The following is a 23,757-nucleotide window of genomic DNA, read 5'->3' as shown; positions in this document are numbered from 1 at the left end:
ATCCTGGACCTGCTTCTGGGACAGAGCGCCGATGACCCCCTGCCTCGTCCCCGACAGTGACCTGGTGGTCCCGTCGGCCCAGGAACTCCAGCGTTCCCTCGGCGCTCCAGCGGACGAGGTCGCCCGTGCGGTACATGCGCGCCCCGCCGTCGGTGAAGGTGTCGGGTACGAAGGCGCGTTTCGTGGCGTCGGGTCTGCCGAAGTAGCCGCGGGCGACTCCGGCGCCGCCGATCACGAGTTCGCCGGTGACCCGAAGCCGCGCCAGGTTCGGACCTCCTACAGGAGGACGAGCTATCCAACGGGCTCTGAAGCAGCGCTGCGCAAGGCCCGCGCTGCTTGGCGTCAGCAGGACGTCGTCCCGTGCCGGGCGGTTCGGCCTGCGATGGAAGGATGAGCGCATGCCTGAAATCCCCGAAAGCTTCCATGCCGACGTGCACGGCGACACGGTCATTGATGCCGACCAACTGGTTCGGATCACCTCGCTGCACCGGGGGTTTCTCTACCAGCACCTGTACGCGGCCGCCTGCCTGCTGCGCTTCAAGACGGCCGGCATGCACCGGCTGCTGGTGGAACGCGACGAAGACCTCGAAGCCATACTGCCCGGACGCCACCTGTACCTGCAGGTCAAGACCCGTAGCAGGCCCCTGCAGTGGGGAGACGTCAGCGGCGCGGTCGACAGCTTCGCAACGGTGCGTGCCCGTCACGCCGAGGGCAAGCGCCCAGGACAGCCGCAGCTGGTCATCGTGGCCAACATGCCGCCCGGCCCGCAGCTGGCTACGAAGACTGCCGCAGCCGACTGGCCCGACGACGTCACCGTCCTGACCCCGCAGACGGCACCGCCGCAGGGGTGGCTTCCCCCGGCCTGGAGCGACCTCGAGGAAGGCATCGCCTGGTGCACCCGCGAAGCCGCGCAGATCCCCTTCTCCTCGCTGGCGCCGCTGACCCTCGTGTGGAAACTCGCCGCCCGCGTCGTCTATGCCTGCACTGGCCACGGCGACCAGGCCTTCACCGCCGAGACCGTAGAGGACCTGCACGAGCAGTTCGTGAAGGAGCTGCAGGCGTTCCCCGTCCTCGCCCACGACTACCTGCCCCAAGCCGATGAGCCAGACCTGCTGACCGACGACCGGGTGCGCCTGATCACCGGCTTCTCCGGAGCGGGCAAGACCGCCTGGGCCGCCCACGCCGCCCAGCACTGTCCCGAGCCCCTCACCTACTTCGACACTGCCGCGCTCGCCGCCGACGCCGTCGCCGGCGGCCTCGCCCGTGAACTGGCCGCCCGCCACCTGAATGCCGAACAGCGCACCGGTCTGCCGCATGCCTCCGGCATCGACCTCCTGCGCGCTGTCCATCAGCACCTGACCGGCACACCGGTGGCCGTGGTCCTCGACAACGTCCATTGCCTCAGTGCCGCCGAGCTGAGGAAGATCACCCAAGCGCTGCCCACCGCCCGCCTCGTCCTGCTGGGCCAGCCGCGCCCCGACCAGACCACTCTCACCGCACACCTGGGCATCACCGGCGAATCCCTCAACGGCTGGAACGCCGACCGGGTGGCCCAAGTCCTCGCAGACGCCGGGGCTCCCGCCGACGCGGCCACCGTCACCCACCTCATCACCCTCACCGGCGGCCTTCCCCTCTACGTCCGCAACGCCGCCCTGCTGGCCCAGAACCACTACGCCCACGACACGGCCCGCATGTGCCAGGCACTCACCGACCGCCAGCACACCGCTCCCACCGCTCAGGACCTCATCCTCGAAGAGACCTTCGAGGGCCTGGCCCCGCAGGCCCAGACCACCGCGTCACTGCTCGCGCTGGCCGAGGTCCCTCTCGCCGAAGACGAACTCAACCGCCTCGCCCAGGACGCAGGCCTCGGCCCCAAAGACTGCGCGCGCGGCCTACGCACCCTCGCTGGCCTCGGCGTTGTCCAGCGCCTCGGAGACAGCCTGACCACCCTCCACGACGCCACCCGCGCCCTCGCAACCGACTACATCCCCCAGCACGCCGACACCCAGCACCAGCTCGACCTCACCCTCAGCGACATCCTCCACGACTCCTTGACCAGCGGCAGCGCCGAGCCAAGGCGCCTGGCCCGCTGGGCACGCCTGCTGGCCCGCACCGAGCAGACCGACCAGCTGCTGCCCCTCGCCAGCCACGATTACTTCTTCGACCAGTCCTTCGCCGTCGACCTCAAGCCGACCCTGCAGATGGTCGCCGACGATCACGCCGCCCGTCCCATCGACCGCTTCGATGCCCTGAACGCGCTGGCCACCCTCGCGCTCGACGCCGGCGACTCAGCGGCCCACAAACAGTTGACCGGTGAACTCACCGCGCTCGCCGATACCCACCACGAGGACTGGGACATCCGGGAAACGGTAGTCCTGGCCGGCCACCAGATGCACCAGCATGCCTACGACCGCGACACCAAAGCGCTCAACGCCGCCTACCTCGCAGCCCGCGCCGCACTGCCGAAGGACAGTGCCGCCCGACGCATCCTGCGCTACAACCAGGCCAAAAGCCTCTACCAGGCCGAACATTACGCACAGGCAGACACCATCACCCTCAACCTGGTGGAAACCTACATGGCGCACCTGGGACTTGAAGCCGATGACATTGTCGGAGCGAGTGTCGAGCAGGTGGCCGCCCGTCTGAGCAGTGCGGACACGGACCTGGACGACTGCAAGCGCCTCGCCGACTGCCTGGCCCTGCGCGCGCGGTGCCGACGGCAGCTCGATCAGCCTTTCGGCCTGGCCGCTCTGCACGCGCTGAAGTTCTACCAACTAGCCCAGGCATGGCGACACTTCGTCACCATCGGACAGGACATCGTCGACGACTTCGTTGAACTCGGTGACCTGCGCCAAGCCATGAAACTCCTGGACGACGCCCTACTGCCGGCAGCTCGCGGGCAAGGGCTCGCCGACCTTCTCCTCGCGGTGCGCGCCCAGCGCGCCGTTGTCCTCGCGCATGCTGGTGACTTCGCCACGGCCCTCACCGAGATCGACAGCCTGCTCAATTACCATGTGCCGTCCCGCCAGGCACAAGAGATCAACAACCAGAAGCACCTGATCGAACAACTGGCCCGCCTTGAGCGGCCCGGACCGGGGTGAACACAGCAAACCCTCATCCCGACCACGCGCCCGTACGCGTCAACACCCCAGCGGCGATCCACTCGACCACTCGCGCTGGCCCCGTGTACATCACCACCGCCAGGATGATCCACATGCCGCGCTGCCCGTGGTCTGGCATGCCGTAGCTGCGCAGCAGGGGCAGTGGGCGTGTCCACTGCCACGTCGTCACCGCGTGTGACGGCCTTCCAGCCAGGGGAGCGGCCACTGTGCGCTGGCTCCAACTGCGCACTATCAGCAGGAGGCCGCCGACCAGTACATGGCGGACCGCAAGGACAAGCGTGCCTGGCTGGCCATGCTCACCCCAGGAGCCGGCAAGACAATTTTCGCCCTGTACGTGGCCGCCGCACTGAAGCAGATGGGCGTCATCTGCCGCGTCGCCGTCTACGTGCCACATATACGTGCATGGCGCTCAACTCGCGCCGCAAGCAGGCGAGTTAACCGTCGGGGATACCGCTGCAGGCACAGTCTGCCGTCCTCTATGGTGATCCAAAACGCAGCCGCGACATGCTCTTTATGCGCCACGAAGACAACGGCAGAAAGGCAGAAGAGCCGACCATGGCACCTGCGAAGCTTCCGACCGCCAGCACTCTCCCTCCGCCTCCCGCGCAGCAGGAGGGGTTCGGGCGCTACGGCGCCACCGGCATATCCGGCGGGTCCGCGCTGGCGCATCGCCTCGACGAGCGGGCGGCCAACAGAGGTCTGTCACCGGTCAGCCATCCGAGGGGCCTGGCCGTCCGTCTGCGCTACCTGGCCCGGGACGAGCAGGGACTGGCCTGGTTACGGCTGGCCCAGGTCACCGTGACCGAGCGCACCATCGCACGGTGGAGGACGGGCCAGCAGCGCCCCCTGCCGGCCAATCTGAAAAAGATCGACCAGGCGTTGTCGTCGCCCAGTTTTTCTGCGCTGCTGCTGTGCCTGCGAGCTGAGGGTTTTCAGATTTCCTGGGTGATTTTGGCGGTGCCTGGAGTGCTTGGAGCGTGGCTCTGAGCGGGGTGGTGGTTGTCTGACCTGCGCGTATGCCGTTTGCGCGGGATGGCCGGGTGTTGCGCAGTTCCAGTGAGCTGCTACTTGGTGGGACCGGTCAGGTGGTGTCGGGGTTGGTGAGGTCCTCTTTGGTGAGGGGGACGCGGGTGGCTTTGCCCGCTTTGCTGGCGGTGGTGGGTGGCAGGACGCGGACGTGGATGAAGTAGACGCGGAAGCCGGCGAGTTCGGTGTAGGGGGCCATGAGCCTGGGTGCCGTCGGTGGGTAGTTCGAGGAGCTTGTCGGTGGATGCTCTGTGCAGCTTCCGTCCGTCCGGCATTCCCCTTGGGGCCGGATAGATCCGTTCGGTGGTGAAGACGGCACCCTGTCTGCTTTCGTAGTGTCTTCAACTGCTTCGCGTGTGGAGGCCGTCTTGGGTAGTAGCCGCACATCCCGATCCGCCACCCGTAAGTCCACCCTCCACCGGCTCAGGCCCTCCGAGGGCACCACCCCGGAACTACGCACGTTCGTCCGCGAGAGATACCTCGACAGTGAGGACTACCAGGCCAGAGACTTCACCCGCCAGGGGATGGAGGGTTTGCTGATCACCGGAGGCGTTCCCCGAGAGCGCGCCGACTGGTGCAGCGCGGTGGAATCCATCACCGGACTGGAAGTTAATGAACGCAGCCGCGCCGCGGCGGGACTCATTCTCATGCGCACCGGCCGCGGCACCTACGCGCTGAGCTACGGCGTGGGGCAGCACATGCTGGACCCCTACTTCCGTGACGACGAGTTCGGGTTGGAGTTCGCGACCCGCTGCCTCGACGACGACGGGGTCATCAAAATCCGCAACCAGATCATGGACGGCAGAGGTCGGGTCGACGAGTACTCGGTGTCACGAGGCGAGCGGATCGACGACTTTGGTCTGGACCGTTTCGGTGCCGTCGTCCGCCGCATCTGTGGCACTGTCAGCGGACTGTCGCTGACTTCCCTGGAGGCCGGCAGGACACGACAGGTCCGCGTCGAGTGCTCACAGGCCACCATCAAGCTTCCCCTTGCCACCACCGTGGAGCAGTTCCTGAGCGACCTGCAGGCGATCGAGGACGTGTGTGCAAGACCTGATCCGCTGCCGCAACTGCGTTTTGTCAACAGGGTCCACACCCTCGACAGCCGCAGCCAAAAGGCGGTGCAGGCCCAGGCCATCCTGGAAAAACACCTTGCGGACCCCAACAGTCCCCGCCTGACCATTGGGATTCCTGACTCGTGCCAGGAAAGCTACAGCTCTGCCCAGGCCTTCCGCGCCAGACGAGGCACCCGCACGATCGAGACGAACGACCTGGAACTGCACCACCTGCTGCAGTTCATACAGGACAAGCCTGAGGGAGAACGGCTCAAAGCCCTCGGCGACGTACGGGTCACCATGTTCAGCGACGACGACTTCCTGACCCCGGCCAGCGTCACCACCAACGGGAAAGAGTGGCTCATCGCCGACATCACGATGGGCACAGACCGCCTGTTCTACGGCAACGGAAAATGGTTCGAGGTAGGGGCCGGCTTCCTTGAGACCCTGGAAGAAGAACTCACCACCCTGTTCACCCAGCCGCAGACGGTCATCCTCCCGCGCTGGACCAAGGGCCCACTCGATTCCAAAGGCCGCGACTCTCACGACGAGGACTGGTTCAACCACCAAGCGGCGAAGCCGGACGGGTACCTGCTCTTCGACAAGAAAGACATCGTCACGGGGAAGTTCAGGGGAGGAGGCCTGGAGATCTGCGACGTCCTCGGCCCTGAGAACCAACTGATCTGCATCAAGAAGGCACCCGCCAGCACGGCCCCCCTCAACCACCTCTTCGCCCAGGGCGTGGTCGCCGTCGAGACGCTGCGCAGCGACCTTGAAGTACGGACCAAATTCCTTGACCAGGTCGCCGCACACACGCCGGACCACCGCCTACTCGATGACTTCGGCACGCTCCGGGTGGTCTTCGGGATCCTTCTGAAGGACGGCCAGGACATCCGTGTTGACTCGCTCTTCGCATTTGCCCAGGTCTCGCTGCTCCAGGCAGTCAGGCGGCTGCGCGCGATGAACGCGGAGGTCGAAGTCGTCGCTATCCGCCGCTGATGCAGGGGGCCGCACCCTCGCCTGCATGCTGCCGAGTAGCAGTCAGTCGGTGGCACGATGGCGCGGTCGAGGAACGCTGTTGTCGGTTCTGTCCGGGGTAAATGCCGACGGTGGAGAGTGGGGAGGGTGCCTGGCTACGGAGTGGGGTTGTCGGTGAGCCAGGTGGTGGGGATGAGTTTTTCGCCGTTGCGCCAGTTGTAGCGGACGGAGTCCTGGTACCAGTCGTGGGGCAGGTCCGCGTGGTCGCTGACGATCATCTGGAACTTCGGAGACAGCTCCCTGACGACCTGATGCATGAGTTCGAAGAGGCGGGTGACGGTCACTCGGTCTTCGTCCAGGGCGATGTCCTCCAGGCGTCCACGCTGTTTGGCCATGTCGGATGGGTAGTAGGGCTGGGTCGGCTGGTCGAGCATGAGGAAGCGGGGCACGGGCCGGCTGTTGGCGACGAAGTACTGGTGGAGGGCGAGGTGGGCGGCCACGTGGTAGCCGACGTGGTTCTTGCCGCTGCCGATGCGGAGCAGTTCGGTGATGCCTTCGAGGGTGTCGGCGACGATGGTGAGCTTTTTGAGGTCCAGACGGACCAGGCGGTCGCCGTGTTCGAGTTTCAGGGTTCGGGCATGGCCGGTCATCTTGCCGCTGAGGTAGCTGAGCCCGTGGGTGAGTTTGTCGTCGATGGTCTCGGTGTCGAGCTGCTCTTCGAGGCCTTGGACGAGCTGCTGGGCGACGGCGACGTCTGACGTCAGGCGCTGGAGGTGTCCGCTGTCGGATGCGGTGTTGATCTGGCTCAGGTAGGCGCTGATCCTGCCGCGGGTGTAGGCCTGGGCTTCGGCCTGTCCTAGGAGGCCGGCTTGCTGGTTGCGCTGTTCGGCGATGATGCTGAGGGCGCCTTCGATGCCGCGGAGCTGTTCGCGTAGACGCGTCGCCGTCTGCTCGATCTCGCGGAGGGCCTGCTCGCGGCGGGGTTGGACGGTTTGGACGCTGTCGAGCTGCCCTCGGAGGTCTGCGAGGGTGGCGTGCATATCGGCGACGGTGGGGTCGGGCTCGGCGAGCTCGTTTCCGCACAGGGGGCAGCTGTGTTCGCCGGGGAAGCCGTCGGGTACGAGCTTGAGCGCCGACAGACGTGACATGCCGCGGGCGACGGCACCGGAGTAGCCGGCGGCCTGAGTCTCCAGGTCGTTCAGGAGCTGGCGTTCTTCTGCGAGGGAGCGCAGCTGCCGCCGGAGAGCCGATGCCTGCTCGGTGAGCAGGAGCTCCTGCCGCCGCTGTTCCTCGTCCGCGTTGTCCGGGGTGGGCCGGAAGGAAGCAGCCTGCTGCAGCGCCTCGATGACGGCCGCTCTGTCAGAGGTGTCGACGCTGTTGTTGCTGAGCAGTCCATGGACGCGGGCTTCACCGAGCAGGGACTCAAGGCGGGCCTCGATTCCTTGGTTTGCTTCCTGGGCGGCTCTGAGGTCGTTCTCGGCGCGCCGGAGGGCTCGTTTGGCTTGGGTGAGCTGCTGCTGGAGCGCGGCTTGGTCTTCGGGGACTGCGCCGAGGAAGTAAGGGATCGTAGCCTTGAGGCTCTCGGGGATGCTGCGCTCGTTCTGCCGGTGGAACAGGGCTCGTTTGGAAGCGACTTCATCCTGGTTTTGCAGGCAGAGCAGGACGGCGTGGCCGAGGTTGGCGCTGAGCGGGGAAAGCAGGCTTCCCGGCGCTGGTTCGCTGCGGGTGTCTCCGATGCCGATCCGGCGTCCGAGCTGCTGGCGCAGCTGGGTGGAGTCGGTGTTGACGCGGAGGTCGGGCAGTTCCGGGATGCCGAGGTCGCTGCCGACTTCGAGCATGGCGTTGGTAACGGATTTGGCGCCGGGGCGAGGCGCCGGCCGTGCGGCGAGGATGCGGGTGTCGGGCAGCTGCAGGATGACTGCGTACCACGCGACGGTGTTGAAGATCGGGCTGATCGGGAGCGTGGCCTCGTCCCTGCCGAGGCAGAAGTCGACGATGTCGAGCAGCGCGCTCTTGCCTGTCTGGGAGGTGCCGGTGACGATGTTGAGCTCGCCGAGCCGGAAGTCCAGGACGCGCTTTTCGCCGCTCTTGCTGTAGAGGATGATCGACCGGATCTGCACCGGCTCAGGGTCTCACGCCCAGCAGCGCAAAGACGGTGGAAGGGTTGTCGGACTTGGCAGTCCAGCGGCCTATCAACGATGCGGCCTTGATCAGATCGGCAAGTTCGCCCTCGATGCGGGATGTCGACGGAATCCTGCCCCTGAGGGACCCCTGCTCGATGGTGAGCATCTGATGGCGCAGCCCGAAGCGCAGGCCTTCCCGTACGGAGGGCTCGAGTGAGGTGCTGCGCGCGGCAAGGCCTGCGACGAGTGCCGGGTGGTCTGCCACCCACTTCGTCAGGTGGGTGCGCGTCGAGGTGGGCAGCGCTTGCCGCGTGGGCCGGTGCAGGACCAGCGGGGCCACGACGAAGACCATCGGCCACGGCATCAGCCTGCCGGAGGCCTCCCGCTCGTAGTCGCGTGCCGCAGTGGCGGCGACGGAGGCGACGAGAGCAGGGTTGAGGAAGGCGGCGCTGGCTTGCGGCCGCTGGCTCCAGCTAGGCACGGGCGGCCCTGATCAGGTTCTTCACCCGTTCCTCGAAGTTGGGGTGCCATCCGACCCGTCCGCGGTCGGCCAGCTCGTGGTGCTTGCCCCGGGAGAAGAACGCCTCGTCGTACGCTTCACGGATTCGGTACCGGGTCTGGTCCAGGGTTTTGCGTAGCAGTGCCTTGCCGGCCTGCTCCTGCTCCCGGTCGGTGGCATCTTCACCCAGGTCGTCGAGCATCCAGTCGAACTCCCGCTGCCACTCGTCGGCTAGGTTGTCCTCGAACGGTGCCAGCTCATCCAGGTCCACCAGGTCGTCTTCGAGCCAGGCCACGGTCTGGGTGTAGGCGCGGTAATAGTCCACCATCGCCTTGTTCAACTGGCGGCCGGCGCCCACCCAGCGCAACTGGTGGACGAAGCAGGCATCGGCCAGCTCGGTCTCGGCCTCCTGTGGGAAGTCCTCACGGTCCACCAGTGTGGGCAGTCTGTCGGAGGTGAAGTCGTCGCGGATGCGGCTGATGCGCTGCATCAGCCGGGTCACGGAGACGCTGGTGTGCCGCTTCTGCAGCATGTCCACGGTCTGCTCGTACCACCACGCCCACAGCTGCCGCATGAAGGAGTCGGCGTGCCCGTCGGGAAGCGCGGCCCTGAGCTTCACCCGCACCTGCGCGTCGAGGTCGTCGATGGAGGGCGAACCGTCGATGACCCTCATCCGCTGTACAAAGACGGCACGCTGCGCCGGCGGAAGGGCCAGGAAAGCTGTCCGTGCGTCCTTCGTTCCCTTCGCGTCCGACTCCTGCGCGGCGGCGATGAGTAGGTCAAGGGCCTGTGCGGGTGCTGGATTGGGCACCTTGAGCGCGGCCATAGCCGTACCCGGCCGGGCCTGCTGCGTGGTGACCAGAGTCAGCACGGGACCGTACTCGTCGCCAGGGGCATGTGTGTCCATCCAGGACTGGATGGTCCGCCACACGTCGTCGTCCTTGTCGCCGAGCGACCGCACACTGCGGATGTGGTGCTTGACCTGCAGCAGCTCAGCAGGCCGACCGTCTTCTTCCCAAGCAACGTCGTCGTGGAGCTCCAGGCTGATAGCCCCGTCCGGGCGATCCTCTTGCCCCCGCAGCAGCTCAAGGAGGGCGAGCTGCGCCTGGAAGATATAGCCCAGGGCTGACGCAGATGCCTCATGTGCGGAGGACGCCATGCCTACAGTCTCCCGATTCCGATATTGCCCTGTCCAGAACGCCACACTAATCGAACATGCGTATGGCGACGCCGCTGTTGTCGGTTCTATCTGGGGTGGATGCCGATGGCGGAGAGAAGCTCCTGCTGTTGGGGGTGGAGGGTGGTCCAGCGGGTGCGTTGCCGCTCGGTCCAGCGCTGGATGGCGGGGGGAGTGGTCCTGACCGTTGAGCTGGTGCAGCTTGGCTTGCTGGAAGGTGCGTTGCCAGGTGTGGGGCCAGGGCGGGCACCACCAGGGGTCGAGGTTTTCGAGGGCTTGGGTGGTGGTGGGGGAGAGGCGGCCTTGCCGGGCGGCGCGGCGTTTTTGTGTCAGCCAGTCGCCCAGCCCGAAGTCGTCGTGGTGGGTGTCTTTGCTGCAGGCGAGGTGGCCGTTCAGGGCGGCGTAGGCCCGGGCGTGGGCGAGTCCGGGGCTTGTGGTGTAGACGCGGCTGGTCCGGCGGCGGCCGGTGGGGGTGATGCCCAGGTCGGTCAGGAGCTGTTGCTGTTGGGGACGTAGATGTGTCCAGGCGGCGTGTTGTGCTCTGATCCAGCTTCTTACGTCGGCCGGCAAGCCGGTGGGGCGGCTTTGCGTGGTGCGGGCGCGTGTGTAGGCGCGTTGCCAGGCAAGGTCCCAGGGCGGGTTCCACCACGGGTCGATCGCGGTGAGGACCTGGTGGCGGGCGTTGGGGGTGGTCTCGCGTCGGGCTTGCTGGCGTTGGTCGTTGAGCCAGCGGCCGAGGGGAAAGCCGTCGTGGGCGGTGGAGTAGGCCACGGCCAGGGTGTGGTGGGCCGCGGCGTAGGCGCGGGCATGCGTGAGTGCGGTCTCGGCGTACGGGGTGAGGGGACGGGTGCGGGCCGTCTCGCGGGTGAGGCCGATGTCGGCCAGGAGGCGCTGCTGGTCGGGGTGGAGGTCGTCGTAGTGGGTGCGCTGCAGGCGTAGCCAGGCGCGCTGGGTGGGGGCGAAGCTGCGGAAGTGGTGGTCGGCGTCGAGCCGGTGGCCGGCTCGGACTTGGTCGTGGATGTGCTGCCAGGCGCGTTGCCACGCCAGGTTCCAGGGCGGGCACCACCAGGGATCGATCCTGTCCAGCGCCTTCGTCTGGGTGGACGGAGGCCCGCTCCGGTGGGCGTCGGTGCGGGCGTGCTGGCGTTGCCGGCGCAGCCATCGCCCGAGCTGGAATCCGTCGTGGACGGTGTCGATCGGGGCAGCGAGGGTTCGGTGCGTTGCGTGGTAGGAGCGCGCGTATCCGAGACCGACCGCGAAGTCGGCCTCGCGTTCGGCGGGCCGGGCGGCAGCGCTGCGAGCAGTCTCCCCTGTCAGTCCGATACGTGCGAGCAGGTCCTGCTGGTCGGGCTGGAGGGTGTCGTACTGGGCGCACTGGGTGGTCAGCCATGTGGCGAGCGCGCTGCTGGTGCCGGGGAATCCCGCTGCGGCGTCCAGGACGTGGCCGCCTTGGACGTGAGTGTGTGCCTGGTGCCAGGAGCGCTGCCATTCCAGGGTCCAGGGCGGGTTCCACCAGGGATCGATCGCCGACAGTGCCAGGGCCCGGGGTGAGGGGGTGCCGTGGCGCAGTTGGTAGGCGCGGTCCTTGCTGCGCTGGTTGGACAGCCACTGCCCCAGCTTCAGCCCGTCCTGGACGGTGTCGGTGGTCGCGTTCACCAGCGTGCCGTGGGTGTCGGCGTAGGCGCGGGCACAGGCGAGGACGCTTTGGAAGTGGGTGGCCATGTGCTTGCGGCGGGGCCGTGCTGTCTGTACGGCCTCGGGGGTGAGGCCGATGTCGGCCAGGAGGCGCTGCTGGCCGGGGTGCAGGGTGTCGTAGCCGGCACATTGGTTGTAGAGCCAATCGCCCAGGCCGAAGCCGGTGGTGGGGAAGCCGTGTTCGGGCCGCAAGGGTCCGCGGGCGCGGACGTGGTCGCGGGCTTGGTAGTAGAAGCGCTGCCACATCACTGTCCACGGCGGCCGCCACCACGGATCCAGCGTCTCGAGTTCCGCGACGTGTTCGGGTGGCATCGCGGGGAATTTCCGGTGGTTCGACAGCCACCGGCCCAGGGCGAAGCCGTTGAAGCGGCTGTGGATCGGTGCGGCGAGGTGGCCGTGGACGGCGGCGTAGGCGCGGGCGTGCGCCAGACCGGTGGTGAACGCCTGATCCGACCTGTGCCGAAGTCCCAGGTGAAGCCGCGTCCCGCCCGCTGCCTTCTCCAACTTGTGGGCGGCGTCGCGGTAGGCCCGCAGTTCCCGGGCGATAGGCCGGGGCCGGTGCGCCATGTGCAGTGTCCATTCTTGGTGATCTTCTCGGTGCCGTCCAGCAGCGAGACCAGAGCGGCTTCGCGGATGAGATGGGAGAGGCTGCCCATGCGGCCGCCGGTGCGGGCGTGCAGGTAGGCGGCGTGCGTGACCAGCGTGCCCGGCCGGTGATGGCGCAGCCGCAGGGCGCTGTCCATGCTGCGCACGAGGTCGTGCCAGATCTGCTTGTCGGCCGGGCTGCCGTAGCGCAGCGGCTGGTTGCGCACGATTTTGAAGCGGCCAGCGAGCTGGGAGCCGCGCACGCCGGTCAGCAGCGGCGAGGATTCGACGTCGATGCCGGAGTAGACGAAGGTCGCCGGGATCCGCTCACCGAGGTACTTCAGCTGGTCGGAGGTCTCGGCACCGGCCCGGCTGCGGGTGTCCATCAGGTGTACGTCGTCGACCAGGACCAGCTGGGTGCCCATCTCGCACAGCAGCTCGCACACGGCGTTGGTGATCTGGATCTGGTTCATCCGCTCCAGGGCGGGCAGGCCGAGGAAGCGGGCGAACTCGCTGATGAGCATCTTCGGAGTGGAGGACGGCGGCACGGTGATGAACAGCACCGGCAGCCGCCCGTCCTGGTTCGGGTGGCGGCGCCGGTCGGCGAGTTCCACGGTGCGCCCGAGCTGCTGCATCGCGGTGGTCTTCCCGGTGGTCGCCGGCCCGGAGATGATCAGGCCGCGCCGGGCTCCGCCCTGCTGGCCGCGGTTGAGCAGCAGCAGACGGCGTACCGCGGTGGAGATGGTGTCCATCGCGGGAGTTTTCAGCACCACGAACCGTGCGTGGTAGTCCTCCCGCTGCTCCAGCGTCCATTCCTGGTCGTCGGCGTCCCGTGCCGGTGCGTGGGGTGTGTCGACGAACTGCTGCCATCCGTCCCACGTGGTCAGCGGACTGAAAGTGCTCGTGGTGGCGGGCTGCGCCGCTGTCACCATGCCTGGGCCTCCTGGTACGGGTCGTAGATGCGCAGGCCGCCCGCCCCGGCGGCGTCCGGCGTCTGCTCAGCGGCCTGGTCCCGGGCCGTTTCGGCCGTCGGCTCGGATGCTTCGGCCTCATCCGCGTGGTCTGCCGCGGCGTCCTGGCCGTCGGCGAGGGCGGCGAGAAGGTAGTCCTCGCCGTCCGGGTCATCCTCGATGTCGTCCAGGCTGTCGTCGGCGTCCCAGCCGTCGCCATCTTCGAGCGGGACCGTGAAGGAGCCGGGCAGCCCGAACGAGGCCCCCGGCGCCAGAGGCGCAGGCCACTGCTGCGGGGTGGTGGCGGGGGAGGGATCGGTCATCTGCGCGGCCGCCTGGGCCCGGGCGGCTACTGTCCGCTCTCGCCTGCTGCCCAGTCCCTGGCTGGCACGGCGTAGCAGCGCATCCAGTGCCTGGGCGATCGCCGCCTCGTGCTCTTCACGGCCATGCCGGCGTTCCACGGTTCGGCGGACGTGGTCGAAGGTGAACGCGGTGAACGGGCGCCTAACCGCCCCCGCGTGGACCCACGGCACCTCCAGCCATCCCTCGGGCAGGCGCACCCACACCCGGTTCGGATCGTAGGGGTTGTGGTGGACCTCCCACCGTCCGTTATTGTCCGCCCGCGGTGAGCGGCGGCGCCGGTAGGGGTTCAGGCCGGGGTGGTCGTAGGTGCGGTAGCCGAAGCGGACGCCGTAGTCGTTGATCGCTTGCCAGCGAAGAGGCAACAGCTCGACGTAATCGTCGGCGGACAAGGGCACCGGCACATGCCCCGTCAACGCCACCAAAGCTGCCCACATCTCGTTAGGTGAGACGGCGACCCGCGGCATCATCGGGTGCCGCAGCGCCTCGTGCCGGCGCTCCTGCCACCCGCAGATGACCCACTCGTCCAGCAGCTCCTGAAGCTGCGTCAGGCTCCAGCAGGCATCCTGCTCCGCGGCCGCGCCCCGCTGGGAGACATCCGAGCCGGTGTGGCCCGGCAGGTACTGGCTGAACCCGTCGGCGATGGCACGGAAGGTCCGCTCCACGTTCCCCTTCGCCGGGCCGTTCGCCGGCGGCACCGGCTGCACCGACACCCCCAGGCTCTCGCACGCCGAGACGAACGAAGCCGACACATACACCCGGCCCTGGTCCACCACCACCGTCTCCGGCATGATCACCGGCCGGGCAGCCGCCCCCTCGAGCCGTGCGTCCCACGCGATCAGCCTCTCGTAGGGGATGACCGACCGCTGCATCGACAGCGCCGCGTCCCACCTCGGCCGCATCGCCGTCGGCACCACCATCTGCGCCAGCAGCATCGCCGCGTCCACCGACGTCGTGCCCACCGGCCGCAGCACCGCCGCGCAGATGCTGCGCGTCGCCACGTCCAGCGCGATGCTCAGCTCAAGACGGCCGGTCACACCGTCGTCCAGCACCGCCAGGACATCCAGCGGCGTGCTGTCCAGCATCACCAGCTCACCCGGGCGCAGTGCCACCGTCGGCATGAACGGCGGCGCCGGCCGCGACGCATGCCACCGACGCTGCGCCGCCGTCCCCAAAAGGCCCTGCCCGTCGGCCACTGCGTGCACCAGCCGGTTGAACGTCGACGCCGGCGGCAGAGCCACCACCCCGGCGCCGTACTCCTGATCCAGCAGCCACCCCACCCGGCGGCGCAGCCGCACCAGCGTGCCCGTCGACCGCTCCCGCTGCCCCTCCAGCACTTGCCTGACTGCCGCGACCACCCGCTCATCGGCCCGCCCCACCGCCGACCGCTCCCGCACCGTCCGGCCGTCCACCAGCCCCCACAAGCCCTCGCTGCGGTAGCGCGCCCGCATCCGGCGCACCGTCGCCGCACTCGCCGCCCAGCCCGCCGCCGTCAACTCCTTGGCTTTCGCCCGTTCCCGCTGCGCCAGGCTCCGTGTTGCCGGATCGAACTGCTCACGCGGGGTGCCCTGCCCGACCGCGTCAGGAAAGCCGGTCTCCACCTCCCGCACATGCCGCTGCCACGCCAGAGCCCGCTGCCGCACCTCCACCGGCAGCGCCTCCAGCAGCCCGAACGGCGGCACCTTCCCCGGCGCCGGCCTGCCTTCCACCTCGAAGGACGGATCGGCGAACAGGTAGGGCAGCAGCACAACCGCCGAGGCGCCCTCGTCACTCACCAGCGTGGCCCGGGCGCCTTCCAGCACGGCGAGCGTCCATACCCGTCCGTCGTAGCGAAGGCGCGCCCCGACCTCGACAACCGCCTGCGTCACGCCGCTTCGGCCTCCTGCCGTGCGACCGAGACGACCACGCGCTCGTGCAGCGGTTCGTCCAGCCGTACTCGCAGCACACCGCTCCACAGTGCGTGAAAGACCGCGGGCCACACGGCGATCGGATCCCCCAGCTCACACACCGCCTCCACCGCTGGCCGCGGACTGCCGAAGGCCTTTAGCAGAGCCGGCATCCACGGCCCTGCGGCGTACCGGGGATGCCGGTAACCCGCCAGCCACCGCACATTGGCCACCAGCACCGGATCCGGCGGCCCCGCGAGCCGGTAGGACCAGCCCACCGCCTTGGCGGCAGCCGCCACAACCCGTGCCCGCGCCGCCAGCCGGGCAGAGGGTCCGCTGCGTCCCGCACAGTGAGCAACAGGCCGCTGCCGTCCTGAAGCCTGGCCATCAGCTGCGGCGCATGACCGACGACCCTGCTTTCCTCACGCCACACCAGTTCCACCGGCCGGCAGGCCAGCGCCACGACCGCAGGTTCCCGGTCCAGCAGCATGAGCTGGGTCCGCATGACACCGGACCCGTACGCCACCAGCCGCCCGGTCGTCGACGACCACCACCAGCCCGGAGCAACGCGCCGCCCGTGCCGGACGGGGAAAGGCCGTACCGCAGGGTTCTCCTCGAAGACGACGTCCTGCGCAGCCTCAAGCCACGGGACCTGACGCGAGCACCCCAGAGGGTCTCGAAAGCGCACATCGATCAGGCCGGCGTCTACAGGCGCAGCCTCTTCGCTTCGAACAGCACCACCCGTACTGTGCGGCTCGGGGATGCGGCACCCGGCCTCGGGCACCGCAGACGATGCGGCCTCCCGGCTGCTGTCGATGATCACGTACTCCACACAACGCCATGCCTGGCCTGCCGCGCAGGAGAACCGGCCGGTAACCGCAACATCGGTGCAACCGCCGGATGTTGGGCTGCACGCGGCACCCAGGGTGCCGCGCCCGGGCACCGGTGTCAGTGCAGAGTCCCGCACTTTCACGTGCCCATTGCAGGCCGTTGTGTCAGTCCTCGCCCTCACCCAGGGCGAACACCGCGGCCAGCTCCTCGGCGGGCAGACGGGACCACTGCGCCACCTCCTCCAGCGCCACCCCGGAGGCGACGGCCGCGGCGGCGGTATGCAGCACGGCCCGGTCGATCAGCTCGGCACTCTGACTGAGGTGCTCCAGCAGCGTGCGGGCCACCTCGGCGGTGGTGCCGCTGTGCACGCCGCGCAACTCCACCAACTGTTCGCGCGCCTCGTCGACCAACTGCGTGATCCGGAACCGTTGTTCGGCAGGAACGGTGGCCCGCCACCGGGTACCCGAGCCGCCCGACTGGGCTTCTGCCGCCATGACGCGCAACTGGCCGGCCATCGTGGCGGGCTGCTCTTCCCGCTTCAGGTGCCACGGATCCTCCCGCCAGCCCGGCGGTCCCGTCTCGTGGCGGCGGGCGCGCACGATCGCACCCCTCCAGCCGTTCAGCGGGCTGCCGTGGTCGGCCGCAAGTTTGGGTCCCAGCCAGGTGCGGCCCACCCGCTCGCCCAGCCGGTAACAGAACGCATCGTCGGCGCCCCGCACCCGAGGCCGCATCCCGCCGCTTGCCTGCCAGGCCACCTCGGCCATCGCCGGCTCCAGCAGCGCCTGCGCCACGGCCACCACCTCCGGGAAGATCGCCGCGTCCCGGCCCACGATCCGCCACCACGCAAGCCGTGACCCCACGCTGCCGCCCGCCAAATGGTGCAGACGGCGCGGCCAGATCTCCTCCTGCTCCCAGGACAGGGCCTGCTCCCACCAGCGGGCCACCACCGCATGCGCCAGCGTGAACGCCTGCTCCGGCTCCACCCCGGCCCGCACCGCACGCCGCGCCACGCCCGTCCACCGCCGCTGCGCGGCCACCACCTCCGCCGCGCCGCGCACATCGAGGTGTTCCAGCGGCTGGTCGGCGTCCGCGTCCAGCAGCCAGCGCCCGTGCCGCAGGCAGACCCGCTGCCAGCGCGGCAGATACCGCACCGCCCGCAGTGCCTGTCCGGTGCGCCGCGCGGTGCACAGCCGGCAGCCGAACGCGGCCGGACCCGCCACCGTGCCCGCCGCCCGCCACCGTGCCTGTGCCACCCCGGCCTCCCGGCCGGTGCTGATCTTGGGGTCGTCCATGGTGAAGGCAGGCAAAGCGCGCGCCAGTACCTTGGGCTCCACCCTGCACAGCTCGGCGAGCACCCGCCGCCCGGCCCCGTTGAGGACGACCTCAGCGTCCGCCCGCGCACCGCCGCCGTCGTGCCGGGCGGGGGAGTTGCGGCACGTCCACAGCCGCAGCACACCGGCGGTCGGGAGACCGTAGCGGGCCGCCACACGGCTGATCAACGACGCGGTCAGCTCCCCGGCCAGCGGCACGGTCCGCAACACCCCCGCTGCCACACCACACCCCCGATGCCGTTTCCTGCTCCTGCTCGGTGCCAGCCCCACACGCGCCTCACAGCCAGCCCGCGGCTCCTGCCTGGGTGGCTCGCGTCCGGCGGGCTGGCCGGGTTCCGAGGGCCGACTGCACAAGGCTAGAGGTCACCGCCCAACTTCACTGCGGAAAGCCCCCGCTGAGTCACTGTGTGCGCCAGCGTCAGGTCAGTAGCCGAGGTCGAGGTAGTCGATGTCGTTGAGGGTGACGTCGGAGAGTCCCAGGGCGCGGCTGCCGCCGTCTTGGAAGTACATGTCTTTGAATCCTTCGGCAATGATCTGGCGCATCTGCTGGTCGCTGGCGCCTGTGTTGCGGGCGTCGAACAGGCGCTGCGCGTACGCCGGGGGGAGATGCACGGTCAGGCGCCGGAAGCGCCCGTCGTCGGTCGTGCCGATGGGCGCGGTATACCCGAACCGGGCCCGTGTCTCCACCGTAATCCCGGTCGCGGTGGCGGCCTGCTTCTGTCGGCGTTTGCGGACCTGAGGCTGCCACCGCTGCCGTACCGCGTCGTCGATCCGGTCTGCGATCGCCTTGGGCGGGTGCTTGCGTTCGCCCTTGCGGTATCGCTCCACCGACCGTTGGCTGACTCCGAGTTCCGCCGCGACGGCCTTGGTCGTCTTGAGCTGCTTGATCAGGAAGTTGATGCGGGCCTGGAGGGCCTTGGGCGGCTGGCGGGTGAAGCTCTCCCGGTCGGCCCGTTCGATCGCGTCGTCGATCTCTCCGGCCACGGCCTACTCTCCTTCGTCCAGGACGGCGTCGCCGCCCTTGATGTGCCGGGCGGGGTTGTAGCCCTGTTCCATGAGGTCGACCGCCCACAGCATCGACTGGACGCCTTCCAGCTTGGCCAGGCCCGGGGTGAGTCCGAGGCGGAACCCGCCGGGCTGGGGCTTGCCAGAGGCGGCGTAGGGGAGGAAGTCCAGCGGCGAGTCGCCCGGTGAGGGGTAGACGACGCAGTCGGAGAGCACGGCCAGCGGGTACAGGCCGGTCATGGTGGCCATGTTGCGTAGTTTGCGGTGCATGTTGATGCGGGCCTTGGAGATGACGGCGGCGCGGATGTCGGGGCGCCAGGTCGGCCGCTGCAGGGCCGGCCACCGCTCACCCTCCTGGTACTTCTTGCCCTGCGGGCGCTCGCGCAGCTTGCCGATACCGCCCTTGACGGTCGCCTTGATGGCGGCCAGGACGGCCGCCATCGCCGGGTCGGCGTCCTTGTGCTGCTCCATCGCGGTGAGGAAGGCGCGGTCGTCCAGGTCCCGGGTGACGCCGAGATCGGCGAAGGTGTCGATGTAGGCGGCCTTGAGGCGGTCGTGCCAGGGGTCGAGGTAGGCGCCGGTCTCGCGGCGCAGGTAGGCCTCGATCGGCTCCACGTTGTAGCCGAGTTCCTGGGCGTAGGCGACGGTGTGCGTCTGGTACCAGGCCGGTCCCGTCGGCCGGGTGCCGTCCGGCGTGAACGGCGAGGGCAGACGCGGGTCCACCTCGACGTGGGACAGATCCACCAGCCAGGAGCCGGGGATCTTCGGGTTGAAGGTGGGGGCGTGGAAGTGGTCGGGCGCGCTCAGGCCGACGACGAGGCGGGCCGCGGCGGCGAGGAAGGCGGTGTTCAGGTCCAGGCCGACCGCGTACGGCAGTGTGCACTCCTCATCCGTCAGCAGGCTGACGTCGCGCACCCACTGGTACGCCTCCTCGTTCAGGAACCCGCCGTTCCAGCCGCTGTCGACGACGACGGGGTGTTCGGGGGTGGCCTCCGGCGGGGCCGGGTCCATCGGCTCCGTTCCGAGCGAGCCGGGGTTGTGGCCGGGCACCCAGTTTCCCGTCTGAGGGTCCTGCACCGCGCGGGTGGGCGGGCGCAGCGCGGTCATCAGTTCCAGGCCGGACACGGCGGTGGAGCCGCGCGGGGTGATGACCCGCTGGGCGTACACGCCTAGGACGCGCGCGATGTCGGCCGGCTCCATCTCCGCAACTCCGGGCCAGGACCGCTCGTCCAGGGCGTCCCACGACAGGATCGCCAACTGCACGCACTGCCGCTCACGCCCCTGGACTTTGCGGTAGATCCTTGCCCACGGGCCGAACCCGCGCTGGGTGAGCCGCCATTTCGCTTTCACCACCTGCTTGACCACCGGGTGGTCCTCCGGCAGCCGAAGGGAGCGGCGCTGCTCATGGCCTTCCAGGCGCTCGGGCAGTCCGAGTTTCACGGCGGCCGCGGCGGTGAGCACGATCAGCGGGTCGCTGTCTTTGCCGTTGCGGTGCAGGCGCGGCGCACCGAGCCCAGATTCCTTGAGCGTCCACTCCACCAGCTCCACCACGGTGGCCGCGGGGCAGTCGAGCACGATGCCGCCCGTGACGTACGCGGAGCCGTCACCGTCCAGGACGGCGAGCGGGCCGTGCGGGAAGCGCGGATCGGCTGCCGGCTGCGCCGCCTTCGCCGCGGCCGGACGCCGCGCTGCCGCGGCGGGCCGGGCGCCCAGACGGGCCGGCCCCGCTGTGGGGACAGCAGGCGTCTGCGGGGCGTCTGTCGTCTCCACCGCGGACGCAGTCGGTCCGGCAGCCGCCGCGGATGCCGCAGGCACCGTCGCGGCAGCCGCAGCCGCAGCCGCAATTGCACCGGGAGCCGGATACTTCGCCGCCCACCCCTTCAGCAGCCGCTGGTAGGCGTCCAGGCGCGGCGACTTCGGCTCGCTGCGGCCGTTCTCCCAGTTCTTCACCGACTGGGTCGTGGTCTTCAACGCGGTGGCGAGACGGGCCTGCGTGATGCCGGCAGCCTCACGCAGCCGGGCACGCTCCGCCGGCGGAGGCAGGTGCGGCTCCTCGTTCAGCAGAGCGTCGACGGACGCGAACAGCTCTTCCTCAGATGCCATTTCCCTGCACCTTCACGTCAGAACCTGAGTCTTCTTAACCAACAACTTATCCCACTCTTTAACCCTACAGCGCCCATCCCAGTCCCAGCGTGGCGAGTGTGGTGAGTTTGTCGTCCGTGAGCTTGGCCCGGCGGGTCTTGGTGTTGGTCAGCCATACTCCGAGCCGGACTTCGGTGCCGTCTTCCAGCCGTTCTACGTGTCCCCGTGGGACGGTCACAGAGCCCTCCCGGGCCTTGTACTGGGCCAGGGCCGCTACGCCCCGCTCGAAGGCGCTCATGGGCGTCGTGGATGGCTTCGTGGGCTCCTCCGGCTCCGGGGCCAGCGGCACGATGCCGAGCTGCTCTAGGCGCTCGCGCTGCCCGTCCGTCAGGGTCTGCCAGACCTCGGGCTTGCGCTGCTTGGCGAGCCATTTCCCGATGTCCATGCCGTGGACGGTGACGCCGGGCAGGACCTCCACCCTGCCGCCTTGGCCTTCTTCGTCGGCGACCAGTTCGCGTAGTGCTGCGTAGTGGCGTTGCCAGTCGGCCGGCCATTCCGGGTTCCAGTCCTCGTCTACGGCCTCCAGTGCCGTCTTCCATTCGGGGTGATCCTCCAGCGCGCCGGGTCGCCGCAAATTCGCGAGCCACATCCCCAACGGCTTGCCCAGCATGGTCGCGGTGCGGGGGGCGCAGAGTGTCCAGTGCTGGGCGTGGTAGGCCTTGGCGGCTTCGAGGTTCTCCTGGAACCGTTCATCGGCCGACGACCAGACCATGCCGAGCTGCTCGAGCCGTCGGGCGCGCTGGCCGGTCATCTGCCCGGCTGCGTAGGCGCGTCGTTGTTCCGCGACCCATTGTCCAAGTGGTGTCGCGCCCTCGCGGTGTCCGTAGGGCACCCTCGCGTTCCCGACCCGTTCGACGTACATCTTCAGCTTCGCCCAGCCGCGGGCCCAGTCCTGGCGTTCGGTGTCGATGACGTTGAAGGAGACCCAGTCCGCGACCATCACCGGGTCGCGTGGAGCGGCAAAACGCAGCAGCAGGCGAGACTCGTCCTCGCCCTCTTCTGGGGCGACACCGATGTTCACGGACGGCTGCGCGACGTCTTTCTGCGGCTCCTGTGGAATGGCGAGCAGTTCCACGGCCTCTTCATCGTGGGCCCGCAGGCCTTCCAGGACTTTCACCAGGGGCCGGTAGGAACCGGAGGTGAACATGTCCTCGGGCTGCTCTCCCGGCTGGAGGAAGACGGGCACGATCAGAGAGGCCAACTTCCCTTGTCCGGGCTTTTGACGGAGCGCCCGGCCGATGGCCTGGACGATGTCGTGCGGCGCACCCTTGGGGTCCAGCAGGGCAACCGAATCCACACTTCGAATATCGACACCCTCACCCAAAACGCGACAGTTCGAGAGCACGGCCCGCTGCGCCGTCGACCCGAACGAACCCAGAACCTCTCGCCGGCGCTCCGGGACGTGCTCGCCACACAGCCAGTCCGCCCAGATCTTCGCCGGGTACTTCTCCGGCTGGTCGGCGTGCAGCTTCGCCGCAACTCGCTCCAGACCTTCCGCGTACGCCTGAGCCTCGATGGTCCGGTGGTGGAAGGTGATGCACGTCGACAGGCCGTGCTGCGCCATCGTGTGCAACAGCGCAGCCTGCAGCGCCCCGAGCCGCTGCCCCCGCACCTCTTCCGTGTGCCGCTCCTCGCCCATCAGCCGCTCGGGCGTGACGACCGGGTCCTTCAACTCCAGGACGATGATCTGGTACCGCGCCAGCAGACCCCGGGAGACGGCCGAGGCGAGTGAGAGCTTGTACAGGACGGGCCCGAAGACCTTCTCGTCATCCATGGACGCCGCCATCTCCCGCGGCAGCGGATCCCGCACCCCTTCGGCGACTTCGCGGTTGAGCCGCTCTTCCCAGATCCGCGGCGTCGCCGTCAGGTACAGCCGCCGGGAGGCCGGGATGACCCTCTGGTCGTGGATGTCCGCCCACGCCTTACCCATTGAGCCACTTGTCCTGTGGGCTTCATCAACTACCGCGAGGTCTAGTGGATCAAGCTTCTGACCGTAGACACCCTCGAACGCCTCCGCCAGGACACCCAGGCTGGCGTAGGTCGCGTAGATGGTCACGGGCCCCTGCCCGTGCCACAGCGCCAACTGGATCGGGTTCGTCGTGGAGCGTACCTTCAACGACCACAACTGCGGATTGTCCTGAAGCGAACACACCGCAACCGCCGGCCCCCTGTGCCCAACCTCGTGCCACGCCTTCACCGTCTGCGCCAGCAGATCCAGCGTCGGCACCAACACGAGAACGCGGCCCCTGGGCGCAAGCCGCTTCGCCGACGCTGCGGCCATAATCGTCTTCCCCGTGCCACACGCGGCGTGTACCTGCCCACGAAGACCATTCCAGGGAACACCGCCCGGCGGAACATCAAGACCCCGCACAATGGCGGCAACGGCCTCGATCTGGTGATCACGCAGCTTCACAGCCATGCCCCGTGTTCTCCTTTTTCGCGGAATGCGACGCGTAATAGCAAATAGAATTCAGGCGCAAGGCGCGCGGCGGTAGGGGTGTAGCATCTGATCCCAGACTCTACACAGTCACGACTCGTGATGCATCACCTGTACGTCAACTTCAACCCGAGGGTGGCACCTGACTCGATCTCACCCACGAACAGTCGACTGTCCTCTATGCTGACAGGGCGATAGGTGAACATGCCGGGACAGGCAGACGGTGGGGGAGGGGTCCAGGGTGGAGCGCAGCGGAACCCGTCACTACAACAAAGCCGGCACCTCGTCAGACCGACAGTCCGTCACATTCCTGGCAGAGGGAGTAGCTGGGAATCCCTGACCCTACACAGCCCAGCGCGTGATGCACCCACCTCTTACTGCCAGCCCCAGGAATCCCGCTTGCGGGATTCCCTCAATTCGCGCTTGCGCGAATTGACACGCACTCAAAATTCCGCTTGCGGAATTCGATTCCCGCGCTTGCGCGGGAATCTGGCGGAGCGTCAGCGGAGCTGCTCCCTATGCAGCGCGCCAGCGCTGCATATCCCGCTCCGCGGG

General features: G+C 68.6%; 12 protein-coding genes and 4 pseudogenes. 3 read left to right on the top strand and 13 right to left on the bottom strand.

Features of this window, described 5'->3' with window-relative positions; translation table 11 throughout:
* Positions 1-52: 52 nt before the first annotated feature.
* Positions 53-250, bottom strand: a pseudogene (locus IE262_RS40025) (amino acid adenylation protein); the annotation flags it as partial.
* 148 nt (positions 251-398) lie between these two features.
* Here IE262_RS40025 and IE262_RS37425 point away from each other — a divergent pair.
* Both IE262_RS37425 and IE262_RS37420 read left to right on the top strand, forming a co-directional pair.
* Positions 399-3,101, top strand: coding sequence for a hypothetical protein (locus tag IE262_RS37425; protein WP_189880018.1), 2,703 nt, complete (start codon positions 399-401; stop codon positions 3,099-3,101).
* Positions 3,102-3,677: 576 nt separating this feature from the next.
* Complete coding sequence (locus tag IE262_RS37420; RefSeq protein WP_189880016.1) at positions 3,678-4,109, top strand: helix-turn-helix domain-containing protein; 432 nt, start codon at positions 3,678-3,680, stop codon at positions 4,107-4,109.
* A gap of 94 nt (positions 4,110-4,203) precedes the next feature.
* On the opposite strand, the gene IE262_RS37415 is transcribed toward IE262_RS37420, so the two are convergent.
* Positions 4,204-4,347, bottom strand: a complete 144-nt coding sequence (locus IE262_RS37415; RefSeq protein WP_189880015.1) for a hypothetical protein — start codon at positions 4,345-4,347, stop codon at positions 4,204-4,206.
* Between the two features lie 52 nt (positions 4,348-4,399).
* Here IE262_RS37415 and IE262_RS37410 point away from each other — a divergent pair, with 52 nt between their 5' ends.
* Complete coding sequence (locus IE262_RS37410) at positions 4,400-6,202, top strand: DUF6119 family protein (RefSeq protein WP_308432841.1); 1,803 nt, start codon at positions 4,400-4,402, stop codon at positions 6,200-6,202.
* A gap of 134 nt (positions 6,203-6,336) precedes the next feature.
* Here IE262_RS37410 and IE262_RS37405 read toward each other — a convergent pair whose 3' ends face one another.
* The 11 genes and pseudogenes from IE262_RS37405 to IE262_RS37355 all read right to left on the bottom strand — a co-directional run bounded on the left by IE262_RS37405 (position 6,337) and on the right by IE262_RS37355 (position 23,184).
* Positions 6,337-8,301, bottom strand: a complete 1,965-nt coding sequence (locus tag IE262_RS37405; RefSeq protein ID WP_189880011.1) for a DUF3732 domain-containing protein — start codon at positions 8,299-8,301, stop codon at positions 6,337-6,339.
* Between the two features lie 4 nt (positions 8,302-8,305).
* Positions 8,306-8,785 (bottom strand): three component ABC system middle component, encoded by a 480-nt coding sequence (locus IE262_RS37400; RefSeq protein WP_189880010.1) that lies wholly within the window; start codon positions 8,783-8,785, stop codon positions 8,306-8,308.
* Positions 8,778-11,987, bottom strand: a complete 3,210-nt coding sequence (locus IE262_RS40310; protein ID WP_268249653.1) for an ABC-three component system protein — start codon at positions 11,985-11,987, stop codon at positions 8,778-8,780. The genes IE262_RS37400 and IE262_RS40310 overlap by 8 nt, the downstream gene beginning before the upstream one ends.
* Positions 11,988-11,996: 9 nt before the next feature.
* Positions 11,997-12,242 (bottom strand): annotated as a pseudogene (locus IE262_RS40305) (helicase associated domain-containing protein); the annotation flags it as partial.
* 254 nt (positions 12,243-12,496) lie between these two features.
* A pseudogene (locus tag IE262_RS40010) lies at positions 12,497-13,012 on the bottom strand (TniB family NTP-binding protein); the annotation flags it as partial.
* A 173-nt stretch (positions 13,013-13,185) separates the two neighbouring features.
* Positions 13,186-15,438: a TnsB C-terminal domain-containing protein gene (locus tag IE262_RS37380; protein ID WP_189880006.1), complete on the bottom strand. Its 2,253-nt coding sequence runs from the start codon at positions 15,436-15,438 to the stop codon at positions 13,186-13,188.
* A pseudogene (locus IE262_RS37375) lies at positions 15,435-16,144 on the bottom strand (TnsA-like heteromeric transposase endonuclease subunit). Before IE262_RS37375 ends, IE262_RS37380 begins: the two are co-directional and overlap by 4 nt.
* 307 nt (positions 16,145-16,451) lie before the next feature.
* A complete protein-coding gene (locus IE262_RS37370; RefSeq protein ID WP_229877925.1) occupies positions 16,452-17,840 on the bottom strand; it encodes a TniQ family protein in 1,389 nt (462 codons plus the stop codon).
* A 201-nt stretch (positions 17,841-18,041) separates the two neighbouring features.
* A complete protein-coding gene (gene tpg / locus IE262_RS37365) occupies positions 18,042-18,602 on the bottom strand; it encodes a telomere-protecting terminal protein Tpg (protein ID WP_189880004.1) in 561 nt (186 codons plus the stop codon).
* Positions 18,603-18,605: 3 nt separating this feature from the next.
* Positions 18,606-20,726, bottom strand: coding sequence for a telomere-associated protein Tap (gene tap / locus IE262_RS37360; protein ID WP_189880002.1), 2,121 nt, complete (start codon positions 20,724-20,726; stop codon positions 18,606-18,608).
* 64 nt (positions 20,727-20,790) lie between these two features.
* Positions 20,791-23,184 carry a DEAD/DEAH box helicase gene (locus tag IE262_RS37355; RefSeq protein ID WP_189879999.1) on the bottom strand — a complete coding sequence of 798 codons (2,394 nt, stop codon included), beginning with the start codon at positions 23,182-23,184 and terminating at the stop codon, positions 20,791-20,793.
* Positions 23,185-23,757: the final 573 nt, after the last annotated feature.

The organism is Streptomyces bluensis (genome assembly GCF_014650715.1).
Classification (GTDB): Bacteria; Actinomycetota; Actinomycetes; order Streptomycetales; family Streptomycetaceae; genus Streptomyces; species Streptomyces bluensis.
The sequence above is the reverse complement of the archived record's forward strand: the minus strand, read 5'-3'. Positions and strand labels throughout refer to the sequence as shown.

Excerpts from the sequence above, each read along its gene's own strand:
- IE262_RS37425 (WP_189880018.1), top strand. The coding sequence starts at position 399 with ATGCCTGAAATCCCCGAAAGCTTCCATGCCGACGTGCACGGCGACACG.
- IE262_RS37420 (WP_189880016.1), top strand. The coding sequence starts at position 3,678 with ATGGCACCTGCGAAGCTTCCGACCGCCAGCACTCTCCCTCCGCCTCCC.
- IE262_RS37415 (WP_189880015.1), bottom strand. The coding sequence starts at position 4,347 with ATGGCCCCCTACACCGAACTCGCCGGCTTCCGCGTCTACTTCATCCAC.
- IE262_RS40310 (WP_268249653.1), bottom strand. The coding sequence starts at position 11,987 with ATGCCACCCGAACACGTCGCGGAACTCGAGACGCTGGATCCGTGGTGG.
- tap (WP_189880002.1), bottom strand. The coding sequence starts at position 20,726 with ATGGCATCTGAGGAAGAGCTGTTCGCGTCCGTCGACGCTCTGCTGAAC.
- IE262_RS37355 (WP_189879999.1), bottom strand. The coding sequence starts at position 23,184 with ATGGCTGTGAAGCTGCGTGATCACCAGATCGAGGCCGTTGCCGCCATT.